We start from the raw sequence: 11,816 nt of genomic DNA on the forward strand, positions 1-11,816 counted from the left end.
GCAGACGCGACTGCGGCTTCTTTGTGGTTGCTCGCGCAGTTCCCCGCGCCCCTTACGGGGCCCTACAGAACCGGCAGGTTCTTGCGGAGTTCGAAGGCCGTGACCTCGGACCGGTACTCCTCCCACTCCTGCTTCTTGTTCCGCAGGAAGAAGTCGTAGACGTGCTCGCCGAGCGTCTCGGCGACCAGCTCACTGCGCTCCATGAGCGCAATCGCCTCGCCGAGGTTCTGCGGAAGCGGCTCGATGCCCATGGCGCGGCGCTCGGCGTCGGAGAGGGCCCATACGTCGTCGTCGGCGCCGGGCGGCAGCTCGTAGCCCTCCTCGATCCCCTTGAGGCCCGCGGCAAGGAGCACCGCGTACGTCAGATAGGGGTTCGCGCCCGAGTCGATGGAGCGGACCTCCACGCGCGCGGAGCCGGTCTTGCCGGGCTTGTACATGGGGACGCGGATCAGCGCCGAGCGGTTGTTGTGGCCCCAGCAGATGTACGAGGGGGCCTCGCCGCCCGCGCCGGCCGTGCGCTCGGAGCCGCCCCAGATGCGCTTGTAGGAGTTCACCCACTGGTTGGTGACCGCGGAGATCTCGGCGGCGTGCTTCAGGAGGCCCGCGATGAAGGAGCGGCCGACCTTGGAGAGCTGGTACTCGGCGCCCGACTCGTAGAAGGCGTTGCGGTCGCCCTCGAAGAGGGAGAGGTGCGTGTGCATGCCCGAACCGGGGTGCTCGGAGAACGGCTTGGGCATGAAGGTGGCCTGCACGCCCTGTTCGAGCGCGACCTGCTTCATGACCAGGCGGAACGTCATGATGTTGTCCGCAGTGGAGAGCGCGTCCGCGTACCTGAGGTCGATCTCCTGCTGGCCGGGCGCGCCCTCGTGGTGGCTGAACTCGACCGAGATGCCCATGGATTCGAGCATCGTGATGGCCTGGCGGCGGAAGTCCATGCCCACGTTCTGCGGGGTGTGGTCGAAGTAGCCGGAGTTGTCGGCGGGGGTGGGCCGCGAGCCGTCCAGCGGCTTGTCCTTCAGGAGGAAGAACTCGATCTCGGGGTGGGTGTAGAAGGTGAAGCCCAGGTCGGAGGTCTTCGCGAGGGCCCGCTTCAGGACATAGCGCGGGTCCGCGAAGGACGGGGAGCCGTCCGGCATCAGGATGTCGCAGAACATGCGGGCCGTGCCGGGGGCCTCCGCGCGCCACGGCAGCACCTGGAAGGTGCCGGGGTCCGGCTTCGCGATCATGTCGGACTCGTACACCCGGGCGAAGCCCTCGATCGCCGAGCCGTCGAAGCCGATGCCCTCGTCGAAGGCCTGCTCCAGCTCGGCCGGGGCCACGGCCACCGACTTCAGGAAGCCGAGGACATCCGTGAACCACAGGCGTACGAACCGGATGTCGCGCTCCTCGAGAGTCCGGAGCACGAATTCCTGCTGCTTGTCCATCTTCCGCTTCCACCCATCCTTGCTGGTCAGGCCGCCTGCGCCCGCGCCACGGACACATCGGGGCACATGAGCATCCCACCACACCGTTTCGAGCGCGTTGCAGATCGCGTACCCGCCCGTGCCGTGCCGCCCTGTGCCCATAGTGCCTGCTGAACCGCGCCTCTGTAACAGCGGGCCGCCCGCACTCCGCCGGCTCTCCCGGCCCATCGCCCTATAACTTGCATCTCAGATGCAACTTTCATACGGTCAGAAACAGACAAGGGGGCAGCAATCAGCCCCTCTCGCCCGGCCACGAGGAGTCCCGTTGCTGTCAGAACCGTCCGCCGCGACCGTCCGCGCCACCCTCCCCGTCGTCGGCGGAGCCATCGGCGACATCACCGAACGCTTCTACGGGCGGCTCTTCGAAGCCCACCCCGAGCTGCTGCGGGACCTCTTCAACCGCGGCAACCAGGCCGCGGGCACCCAGCGCCAGGCCCTCGCCGGGTCCATCGCCGCCTTCGCGACGTACCTGGTGGAGCACCCCGACGAGCGGCCCGACGCGATGCTCCGCCGCATCGCGCACAAGCACGCCTCGCTCGGCGTCGCCCCCGACCAGTACGCGGTGGTCCACCAGCACCTCTTCGCCGCCATCGCCGAGGTGCTCGGCGACGCCGTCACCCCCGAGGTCGCCGCCGCCTGGGACGAGGTCTACTGGCTGATGGCCAACGCCCTCATCGCCGTCGAGGCGCGGCTCTACGCCGAGCAGGGCGTCACGGCGGCGGACACATGGCGCGAGTGGCGGGTCGTCGGCCGCATCGAGGAGACCGCGGACGTCGCCACCTTCCAGCTGCGCCCCGTCGCGCCCGGCCCCGTACCGGACTTCCGTCCCGGACAGTACGTCTCCGTGCAGGTCCAACTGCCCGACGGCGCCCGGCAGATACGGCAGTACAGCCTCTCCGCGGCGCCCGGCTCGCCGCTGCGGCAGATCAGCGTCAAGCGGGTGCGGGGCGCCGCGGGCACGCCCGACGGCGAGGTCTCCGCCTACCTCCACGCGCGCGTGACCGAAGGCTCCGTGCTGCGGCTCTCCGCCCCGTACGGAGATCTCGTCCTCGACGACACCGACGCGGGCACCCCGCTCCTGCTGGCCTCCGCGGGCATCGGCGTCACCCCGATGATCGCCATGCTGGAGCAGCTGGCCGCCGCCGGGCACCGCGCACCCGTCACCGTCGTGCACGCCGACCGCTCCCCCGCCGCACACGCGCTGCGCGCCGACCACACGGCGTACACCGGCAAACTCCCGGACGCCGCCGCGCACTTCTTCTACGAGCGGCCCGAGCCCGGGCACCCCGCCGCGCTCACCGGACGCGTCGACCTGGCCGCCCTGCCGCCCCTCCCGACCGGCACGCGCGCGTACCTGTGCGGGCCGCTGCCCTTCATGCGGGACGTACGGGCCCAGCTCATCGGGCGGGGCGTGGCCCCCGCCGACATCCACTACGAAGTGTTCGGGCCCGACCTCTGGCTGGGGCGCGACTGAGCACCGGCGGGCGGGATCCCGGAGGGCTCAGGCGTCGTCGCGCGTGGTGATGTCCAGGAGCAGCGGGCCCGTCGGGGACCCGACGATGTCCGCCACCGTGATCGGGTCCAGCGAGGCGTAGAACGCCTCCTGGGCCCTGCGCAGCGCGCCGCGCAGACGGCACGCCGAGTTCAGCGGGCAGGGCGTGGCGCCCTCGCAGTCCACCACGTCGCCCGTGCCCTCGAAGGACCGCACCAGCGCGCCCACCGACGCGGTGCGGCCCGCCTCCGTCAGCGTGAGCCCGCCGCCCCTGCCCCTGCGGGCCTCGAGCAGGCCCAGCTTCTGCAGCTCCGCGACGACCTTCGCGGCATGCGTGTACGGCACCGCCATGTCGGCGGCCACCTCGCGCGTCGTGGGCGCCTTGTCGCCCGCCACGGCCAGGCGCATCAGGGCGCGCAGGGCCAGGTCGGTGGATCGCATGAGGCGCATGCCGCGAGCGTAGGTAATGCGCATTCCGGGTTCAAATTTCGGTGGGCCCTACTGCCGCGTCGCCCGGGGCCATTACGATCAGCGGACTTGTTCTCCGCCCCGTTCGTTCCCGATCGTTTCTTCCGCAGAAGGACACACCATGGGTTCCGCCAAGAACACGAGCAACGCCTCCCGCAAAGCCCGGATAGAGGAGATGCGCCGGGCGGACCGCGCACGCGAACGACGGGGACGCGTGCTGACGATCACGGTCAGCACGGTCGTCGTCGCGGCGCTCGGCGTCGGCGGGTTCGTCCTCATCTCCAAGGCGTCCGACGACGACGGTTCGAAGTCCGACGCGAAGGCGTGGCCCTCGGCCAAGGTCGGTGCGGACGGCGAGAAGGTCTGGGGCAAGCTCGGGCGTACGCACGTCACGGAGAAGGTCGACTATCCGATGACGCCGCCGGTCGGCGGTGACCACAACCAGGTGTGGATGAACTGCAACGGCGACGTCTACAAGAAGGAACTCCCCGAGGTCAACGCCGTGCACTCCCTGGAGCACGGGGCCGTCTGGGTCACCTACAACGACAAGGCCAAGCCCGCCGACCTGAAGAAGCTGGAAGCCAAGGTCAAGGCCACGCCGTACTCCCTGATGAGCCCCGTCAAGGAGCAGAAGGACCCCGTCATGCTGACCGCGTGGGCCCACCAGCGGACCGTGACCGGGGCGGACGACCCCAAGGTCAAGGAGTTCTTCTCCAAGTACGTCCAGGGCAAGCAGACCCCTGAGCCCGGTGCGGCCTGCACCAACGGTCTGGCGCAGTGAGCCCCCGCACGGCCCCGCGCACGAACTGGATCGTCGGCTCCCTCACGGCGGCCGTCCTCGTCGCGGGCGGCGTCACGGCCGCCGTCGCCGTCACGGACGGCTCCGACTCCGGTGGTACACCCGCGAGTTCGTCCGCCGACGCGGGCTTCGCGCGGGACATGGCCGTCCACCATCAGCAGGCCGTCGAGATGTCGTACATCGTGCGGGACCGCACCGACGACGAGGAGGTGCGGCGGCTCGCCTACGACATCGCCCAGACCCAGGCCAATCAGCGCGGGATGCTGCTCGGGTGGCTGGATCTGTGGGAGCTGCCGAAGGTTCCCGAAGGGGCGCCCATGGAGTGGATGGGCATGGGGGACATGCCTCCCGGCAAGGACGGGGCGCTGATGCCGGGGATGGCGACGAACGCGGAGCTTGCGCGGCTCGGGAAGCTGAGCGGGAAGAAGGCGGAGGTCCTCTATCTCCAGCTGATGACTCGGCATCATCGGGGTGGGGTGCATATGGCTGAGGGGTGCGTGAAGCGGTGCGGGGTTTCCGTGGAACGGCGGCTGGCTCGGGGGATGGTGGAGTCCCAGGAGTCGGAGATCTCCCTGATGAAGTCCTTGCTTGAGGCGCGGGGCGCCAAGGCGTAGGGGGCGCGGTGCGGGTGCCCGGCGTTCGCCTCGCCTCGCCTCGTCGTGGGGCGGGGCGGGGGCTGGCGTGGCGGGGATTCCGTCCTCGTGGGTTCGCTCCGCCTGACGTGGGGCGGGGGCTGGCGTGGCGGGGATTCCGTCCTCGTGGGTTCGCTCCGTTTTCCGTGGGGCGGGGCCGCGGCGGTATGTCCGTCCTCGCTATCCCGGTGCACCGCCACCGTCACCCCCCTCGGCACGTGGCCTCACGTGCTCCGGGCGGACATACCGCCACGTCCCCTCCCGTCTCGTTCGCGGCTGCGGGCCGGTGGTCCATACCGGTTCCGCTGCGGACCGGTGGGCCGTGCCGGTTCCGTTGCGGCCCGACGGCCCCTGCCGGTTCCGCTGCGGACCGCCCCTACGGGACGGGCCCGGCGCAGAGCAACGGGCGGGCGGGTGGGGACGATCCGCCGCGGAGCGGCGGGCTTGTTGCCCCTACGGGAGGGTGCGGCGCGGAGCTGCGGGCGGGCGGGCCATACCGGTTCCGCTGCGGCCCGGCGGTCGCTCCCGCTGAGAGGCGCACCGCCACCACGCCCCCTGAGGTCCCCCCCTCAACCGCGTTCGCGGCTACGGCCCGGCGGTCGCTTACTTGTGCCCCCCACCTCCCCCACCCACCCCAGCGCCGCCGGAGGCCCGCCGCTGTGCCCACGGTGCAAGGGGCGAGGACGGGGGTGCAAGCTACGGGGCAGGCGGGGGCGCAGGGGGTGGCCCGGCGGTCGCTCGGTTGTGCCCCCCAGCGCCGCCGGAGGCCCGCCGCTGTGGGCAATCGTGCCGCAGGGCGGCACGGGTGGGCACAGCCCACGGTGCAGGGGGCGAGGACGGGGGCGCAAGCCACGGGGGGCGCAGGGGCGGTGCGGGTGAGGGTGGGCTGGGGTTCAAGCACAGCGCAGCGTCACGCCAGGCGGGGGAGGTCTTCGCGGAGGAGGCGGCCTTGGAGGGGGGCGCCGCGGACCACGCGGGCGACCTCTGCGACGGCGTACTCGCCGAGGCGTCGGACCTCGCTGCCCTGCGCCCCGGCGACATGCGGGGTCACCAGGACGTTCGGCAGGCGGAGCAGCGCATGCCCCGCGGGCAGCGGCTCGGGGTCCGTGACGTCGAGGAACGCGTCGAGCCGCCCCGCCCCGCATTCCCGCGCCAGCGCCTCCGTGTCGAGGAGGGAGCCCCGCGCCGTGTTGATGACGACTCCGCCGTCGGGGATGAGGCTCAGCATGGCCTCGCTCAAGAGGCCGCGCGTCTCGGGGAGTTGGGGCGCGTGGATCGTCACGATGCTGCTGCGCCGGCAGAGTTCGGCGAGCGGCACCGGCTCCGCGCCGAGCGCCGCCGCCTCGTCGGGCGTGACGTACGGATCCGTGAGGAGGATGCGGCAGGCCGTGTCGGAGGCCCGTAGCGCCGCGATGACCCGGCGGCCGATCCGGGACGCCCCGATGACGCCGATGGTCCGCGCGTCGGCCCCGGTGCGCGCGGTGAACGACGGCCAGCCCGCGGCATAGTGCGCGGCGGTCGGCAGCGCCCCCTTCGCCGCGAAGGTGATGGCCGCGAGGGTGAAGGCGACGACGGGGTCCGCGTTGGCGTCCGCGGCCGACGAGACGAGGATGCCGCGGTCCCACACCGCCTCGGTGACCATCGGTTTGACCGATCCCGCGGCGTGGACGACCGCCCGGAGGCGGGGTGCGTGGGTCAGTACGTCCGCGGTGAGCGGGGGGCATTCCCAGCCGGTGACCAGGATGTCCGTCCGGGAGAGCACCTCGTGGGCGGCCGGGGTGGTGAGCGGGCCGGTCAGGATGCCGGGGGTCAACTCGACGCTGCGCGCGAGCCGTTCGCGGAGGTCGGGCGGGAACACGCGGTCCGCGACCTCGAGGCCCATGGCCAGGGTCGCGGTCGGCGGGCCGCCGTCGCCGCGTTCGGCCTGATCCGCCTGATCCGCCTGCTCTGCCTGTTCTGCCACGCGTGACCATCCCTCGTAGTAACCGGTTACTCACCAGCGCCTGGAGGCTAGGACCAATCCGGGAGGGTGGTCAAGAGACAGGCAGGACAAGGGGGTTGACCAAGGGCAGTAACCGCTTTAGATTCCGGGCACCTTATTCCGACGACGGAGGGGTTGCCGTGCCGACGGTGACGAAGGACCCGGCGAAAACCGAGGCGGTGAAGCCGCCAGGGCGCAGCGATAGCGGCTCAAATGGTAGGAAAAGCGGGCGCGGTGAGCTGTGGAAGCGGTTTCAGCGCACACGCTTCCTGGTGCTGCTCATGGTGCCGGGACTCGTGTACTTCCTGGTCTTCCACTACGGCGCGTTCATCGCCAACGCCGTGGCCTTCAAGGAGTACGTGCCCTTCGACGGCCTCTGGGCCAGCCCCTGGGTGGGCACGGAGAACTTCTCGCGGATGTTCGGCGATCCGGACTTCTGGCACGCGACGTGGAACACCCTGTTCATCGCCGTGCTGCAGTTGGTCTTCTTCTTCCCGGCCCCGTTGGCGCTCGCCCTGCTCCTGCACAGTCTGAGCTCGGACCTGCTGCGCCGCTTCACGCAGTCCGTGATCTATCTGCCGCACTTCCTGTCGTGGGTCGTCGTGGTGGCGCTCTTCCAGCAAGTGCTGAGCGACACGGGGCTGTTGAACACCTTCCTCAGCGACTCCGGGCTGCACACCGTCGACATCATCGGCAACCCCGACGCGTACAAACCGCTCGTGGTGATCGAGGTGATCTGGAAGGACGCGGGATGGGGGACCATCATCTTCCTCGCCGCGCTCATGCAGGTCGACGAGCAGCAGTACGAGGCCGCGGCCATCGACGGGGCCGGGCCCTGGCGCCGCTTCTGGCATGTGACGCTGCCCAGCATCCGGCCCATCATCATCCTGCTGCTGATCATGCGGCTCGGCGACATCCTCTCCGTCGGCTTCGAACAGATGCTGCTGCAGCGGCAGTCGGTGGGGCCCGAGGTCGGCGAGGTGCTCGACACCTTCGTCTTCTGGCAGGGCATCGTCGGCGGCGACACCGGATACGCGGCGGCCGCAGGTCTGTTCAAGGGTGTCGTCGGCGCGGCACTCGTCTTCACCGCCAACCGGGTCGCCCACCGGCTCGGCGAGCAGGGGGTCTACAAGTGAGTGCCAGTCAAGCAGCGCGCCCAGCCTGGATGGAGAAGCCCCGGTTCGCGACCAGGGCCGCGAAGGGCGTCGCCGTCGTCGTCGTACTCGCGCTCGTGCTGATTCCGTTCCTGGTGATCGTCTCGACGTCGCTCGCCTCCAACCGGGAGGTCGTGGACAACGGCGGCTGGGTGCTGTGGCCGAGCGATCCGACGCTGCGCGCCTACCGGACCATCCTGGAGGGCGGCATCGTCACGAAGGCGCTCGGCGTGAGCGTCGCCCTGACGGTCGCGGGCACCCTCTTCTCGCTCGCGTGCACCACGTTCCTCGCCTACGCCCTGGCCCGTCCCGGCGTCTTCGGCGGCAAGCCGGTGCTGCTGCTCATCCTGTTCACCTTTCTCTTCCCGCCCGGCATGATTCCCGCGTTCCTGCTGGTCAAGGGCATGGGGATGATGGATACGTACGCCGCCCTGATCGCGCCCGTGCTCATCAACGTCTTCAATCTGATCGTGCTGCGCGGCTTCTTCCAGGGGATACCCGAGGAGCTGTACGAGGCGGCACGGCTCGACGGCGCCGGGGACTGGCAGATCCTGTGGCGGATCGTGCTCCCGCTCTCCAAGGCGGCCCTCGCCGTGGTCTCCCTGTTCTATGCGGTGAGCTACTGGAACGCCTGGTTCCATGCCTCGATCTACATGGAGTCGGACCACTGGCCGCTCTCCCAGGTCCTGCGCACCTACGTCATAGGCGGCTCGCAGATCGCCGACACCGGTCTGAGCGAGGCCGGTCAGGTCTCCGCCCCGCAGACGACGCAGATGGCCGTCCTGGTGATCGCCACCGTGCCGATCCTGCTCGTCTACCCCTTCCTCCAGAAGTACTTCACCAAGGGCGTGCTCACCGGCGCCATCAAGAGCTGATCCCCAACTCGTCGTACAGAAGGGCTCATTCACGTGTCCGGTTCCTCGATGTCGCGGCGCACCCTGCTCCGCTCCATGGCCGTCGGCGGCGCCGCCCTGGCCGCCCCGTCCCTGCTCACCGCCTGCTCCACCGACTCCAGCGGCGGCGGCAACGTCTCCAACGCCGGGAAGAAGGTGGCCCCTTGGCCGACCTACACCCCCGCCAAGGGCCCCACCCCCGACCTGGCACCGACCGCCGGGGGCGTGCAGCCCGGGTATACGAAGTACCCGGAGAAGCTGATACGGGCGATGACCGAGAAGCCGGGCACCGGCAAGCAGAAGATCAAGGTCATGACGATCACCTACGGCACCCCGCCGAAGCCGGCCGGTCAGAACAAGTACTGGCAGGCCGTCAACGAAGCGCTGGGCGTCGAGGTCGAGTTCACCGTCGTACCGGACGCCGACTTCCGCGCCAAGATGTCCACGCTGATGTCCGGCGACGACCTGCCCGACATGATCAACTTCGGTGGCGGGTACGTGCTGCCGAGGGAATCGCAGTTCGTGAAGTCCCGCTGCGCGGATCTGAGCGACCATCTGTCCGGCGACGCGGTCAAGGACTACCCCAACCTCGCCAACATTCCCACGTACGCCTGGGAGGGCATGGGCCACATCGCCGGGCGCATCTACGGCCTGCCGATCGAACGCGCCAAGGTGCAGGGCGCGATGTTCATCAACCGCGAGGCGTTCGACAAGGCCGGGTACCGGCCGGGGATGTCCGGGACCGACTTCCAGGCCATGGCCCAAGAGGCCTCGCAGGGCAAGAAGTTCGCCCTCGGCGCCTCCACGGTCGGCTTCTTCGGGTACCTCTACCACGCCATGTGGCACGGCGCCCCGAACCAGTGGCGGATCAAGGACGGCAAGGTCACCGACATGTACGGGACCGACGAGTTCAGGGCCGCGCTCGAGTTCATGGCGAAGATGCGCAAGGACGGCTCGTACAACCCCGACGCCACCTCGATCTCCCAGGTGGACCTGAAGACCCAGTTCTACAACGGCACCGTCCGCTCCATGACCGACGGCTGGGGCGCCGTCATCTCCAACGCCCAGGGAATCAAGGACGAGTTCACCCTGGACGTCGCCGAGCCCTACGCCGTCGACGGCGTCACGCCCGTCTACCAGCAGAACCGCGGCTGCTTCGGCTACACCGTCATCAAGAAGGCCTCCAAGGACCGCGTCAAGCTGATGCTGCGCGTACTGGACTGGCTCGCCTCGCCGTTCGGCTCCAAGGAGTACGAGCTGATGCACTACGGCGTGGAGGGCACCCACTTCACGTACAACAAGGACGGCGACCCGGTCGCCACCGAGCTCGGCCTGGTCGACTCCAAGACCAACCTCCCCTTCCCCTACCTCATGGACGCGCCACAGCCCCTGTACTTCCCCGGCTTCCCCGACCTCACCGAGCGGCTGCACGCCTGGGAGAAGAAGGTCGTGCCGCTGCTCGTGCCCGACGACCACTGGGGCCTGATGTCCGACACGTACAACCGGCAGGGCGCCTCGATGCAGCAGATCGTCGAGGACGGCGTCACGGCGATCGTCTCCGGCCGCAAGAAGCTCTCCGACTGGGACGCCGTCCACCAGAAGTGGCAGTCGCAGGGCGGCAAGCGGTCCGCCGAGGAGTTCCTCAAGGAGTACGAGGCCGCGCACTGACCGGCCGTGAACGCACGGGATGATGGGTCCGGGGCGGAGCCGCCGTGGGGGCAACTCCGCCCCGGATCAGGCCGGTTGCCAGGTGAGGGAGAGACATGGGTGAGCGGGTCACCATCCGCGAAGTGGCGGCGCGGGCGGGCGTCTCGGTAGCGACCGTCTCGCGGGTGCTCGCGGGCAACTACCCGACGTCCACGGCATCGCGCGCCAAGGTGCTCCGGGCCGTCAAGGACCTGGACTACGTCGCCAACGCGCACGCGCGCGCGTTGGCGGGCGCGGGCCGCAAGACCATCGCGGTGCTCATGTTCGACGTGGTGGGCGCGTTCTACGCGCAGGTCGCGCAGGGCGTGGAGATGGAGGCCGCCCAGCGGGGCCGCCTCACCCTCGTCGCCTCCACGGGCAGCGATCCCGCCCGCGAACTCGCCCTCGTCCAGATGATGCGCGAACAGGCCGCCGAAGCCGTGGTCCTGGTGGGCGGCGTCGTCCAGGACGACGAGTACCGGCAGCGGATGGCGCGCTACGCCGAGGCCCTCGCGGCGGCGGGCTCCCGGCTCGTCCTGTGCGGACGGCCCGCGCCCACGCCCGACGTACCCGCCCTCGTCGTCGAGTACGACAACGAAGCGGGCGCCCACGCCGTCACCAGCCACCTCCTCGGCGCGGGACACCGGCGGATCGCGCTCCTCGGCTACCAGCCCGGGAACACCACCGGCGACGACCGGGTCGTCGGCCATCTGCGGGCGCTCGCCGACCACGGCGTGCCGCGCTCGGACGCCCTCCTGTACGGCGGCGGGTTCGGGCAGAACAACGGCTACCAAGTGATGCGCGACCTCCTCGAAAAGACCGGGGGGAAGCCCGAGTTCACGGCGGTCTTCGCCGGGGACGACCGCGCGGCGGCCGCGGCGATCATCGCGCTGCGCGAGCGGGGGCTGCGGGTGCCCGAGGACATCTCGGTCGTCGGCTACAACGACGACCCGGTCGCCGCGGACATCACGCCCGGGCTCACGACGGTCCACATCCCCGCGGAGGAGATGGGCCGCACGGCCGTCCGCCGGGCGCTGTCCGGGTCGCCCCGTGCGGGGCAGGAGCGGCATCTCCTCGGGACGCACATCGTGATCCGCGACAGCGTGCGGCGGCGCCCTGCGGGCCGCTGAGCGGTTCGGGGGGGATGCGCCCCGGCAGGGGCGCGGGGAACTGCGCGAGCAACCACAAAGAAGCCGCAGTCGCGGTCTCAACGTGGCCCCGCCAACCGCGCCTGCGCACTTGATTGGG

General features: G+C 70.3%; 10 protein-coding genes. 7 read left to right on the forward strand and 3 right to left on the reverse strand.

What is annotated here, in order from left to right:
• Window positions 1–62 precede the first annotated feature (62 nt).
• Window positions 63–1,424 (reverse strand): glutamine synthetase family protein, encoded by a 1,362-nt coding sequence (locus tag ACFWZ2_RS42520; protein WP_384555174.1) that lies wholly within the window; start codon window positions 1,422–1,424, stop codon window positions 63–65.
• A 304-nt stretch (window positions 1,425–1,728) separates the two neighbouring features.
• Here ACFWZ2_RS42520 and ACFWZ2_RS42525 point away from each other — a divergent pair, with 304 nt between their 5' ends.
• A complete protein-coding gene (locus ACFWZ2_RS42525; RefSeq protein WP_384555175.1) occupies window positions 1,729–2,937 on the forward strand; it encodes a globin domain-containing protein in 1,209 nt (402 codons plus the stop codon).
• Between the two features lie 27 nt (window positions 2,938–2,964).
• On the opposite strand, the gene ACFWZ2_RS42530 is transcribed toward ACFWZ2_RS42525, so the two are convergent.
• Complete coding sequence (locus ACFWZ2_RS42530; protein ID WP_384555176.1) at window positions 2,965–3,405, reverse strand: RrF2 family transcriptional regulator; 441 nt, start codon at window positions 3,403–3,405, stop codon at window positions 2,965–2,967.
• A 139-nt stretch (window positions 3,406–3,544) separates the two neighbouring features.
• On the opposite strand from ACFWZ2_RS42530, the gene ACFWZ2_RS42535 reads away from it, so the two are divergent.
• A complete protein-coding gene (locus ACFWZ2_RS42535) occupies window positions 3,545–4,204 on the forward strand; it encodes a DUF3105 domain-containing protein (protein WP_384555177.1) in 660 nt (219 codons plus the stop codon).
• A 29-nt stretch (window positions 4,205–4,233) separates the two neighbouring features.
• Window positions 4,234–4,836 (forward strand): DUF305 domain-containing protein, encoded by a 603-nt coding sequence (locus tag ACFWZ2_RS42540; RefSeq protein ID WP_384555182.1) that lies wholly within the window; start codon window positions 4,234–4,236, stop codon window positions 4,834–4,836.
• Window positions 4,837–5,764: 928 nt separating this feature from the next.
• Here the strand turns inward: ACFWZ2_RS42540 and ACFWZ2_RS42545 are convergent.
• A complete protein-coding gene (locus tag ACFWZ2_RS42545) occupies window positions 5,765–6,736 on the reverse strand; it encodes a hydroxyacid dehydrogenase (protein WP_384555183.1) in 972 nt (323 codons plus the stop codon).
• A gap of 380 nt (window positions 6,737–7,116) precedes the next feature.
• Here ACFWZ2_RS42545 and ACFWZ2_RS42550 point away from each other — a divergent pair, with 380 nt between their 5' ends.
• The 4 genes from ACFWZ2_RS42550 to ACFWZ2_RS42565 all read left to right on the forward strand — a co-directional run bounded on the left by ACFWZ2_RS42550 (window position 7,117) and on the right by ACFWZ2_RS42565 (window position 11,698).
• Entirely contained in the window at window positions 7,117–7,971 is an 855-nt protein-coding gene (locus ACFWZ2_RS42550) for an ABC transporter permease (protein ID WP_384555178.1), read from the forward strand.
• Window positions 7,972–8,000: 29 nt separating this feature from the next.
• Window positions 8,001–8,864: a carbohydrate ABC transporter permease gene (locus tag ACFWZ2_RS42555; protein WP_384555179.1), complete on the forward strand. Its 864-nt coding sequence runs from the start codon at window positions 8,001–8,003 to the stop codon at window positions 8,862–8,864.
• 48 nt (window positions 8,865–8,912) lie between these two features.
• Complete coding sequence (locus tag ACFWZ2_RS42560) at window positions 8,913–10,550, forward strand: extracellular solute-binding protein (protein WP_384555180.1); 1,638 nt, start codon at window positions 8,913–8,915, stop codon at window positions 10,548–10,550.
• Between the two features lie 95 nt (window positions 10,551–10,645).
• Window positions 10,646–11,698 (forward strand): LacI family DNA-binding transcriptional regulator, encoded by a 1,053-nt coding sequence (locus ACFWZ2_RS42565; protein WP_384555181.1) that lies wholly within the window; start codon window positions 10,646–10,648, stop codon window positions 11,696–11,698.
• The last annotated feature ends 118 nt before the right edge of the window (window positions 11,699–11,816 follow it).

The sequence above is a fragment of the Streptomyces sp. NPDC059002 genome, assembly GCF_042740435.1.
GTDB lineage: Bacteria > Actinomycetota > Actinomycetes > Streptomycetales > Streptomycetaceae > Streptomyces.

Excerpts from the sequence above, each read along its gene's own strand:
- ACFWZ2_RS42530 (WP_384555176.1), bottom strand. The coding sequence starts at position 3,405 with ATGCGCCTCATGCGATCCACCGACCTGGCCCTGCGCGCCCTGATGCGC.
- ACFWZ2_RS42555 (WP_384555179.1), top strand. The coding sequence starts at position 8,001 with ATGGAGAAGCCCCGGTTCGCGACCAGGGCCGCGAAGGGCGTCGCCGTC.
- ACFWZ2_RS42535 (WP_384555177.1), top strand. The coding sequence starts at position 3,545 with ATGGGTTCCGCCAAGAACACGAGCAACGCCTCCCGCAAAGCCCGGATA.
- ACFWZ2_RS42565 (WP_384555181.1), top strand. The coding sequence starts at position 10,646 with ATGGGTGAGCGGGTCACCATCCGCGAAGTGGCGGCGCGGGCGGGCGTC.
- ACFWZ2_RS42560 (WP_384555180.1), top strand. The coding sequence starts at position 8,913 with ATGTCGCGGCGCACCCTGCTCCGCTCCATGGCCGTCGGCGGCGCCGCC.
- ACFWZ2_RS42520 (WP_384555174.1), bottom strand. The coding sequence starts at position 1,424 with ATGGACAAGCAGCAGGAATTCGTGCTCCGGACTCTCGAGGAGCGCGAC.
- ACFWZ2_RS42545 (WP_384555183.1), bottom strand. The coding sequence starts at position 6,736 with ATGGGCCTCGAGGTCGCGGACCGCGTGTTCCCGCCCGACCTCCGCGAA.
- ACFWZ2_RS42550 (WP_384555178.1), top strand. The coding sequence starts at position 7,117 with ATGGTGCCGGGACTCGTGTACTTCCTGGTCTTCCACTACGGCGCGTTC.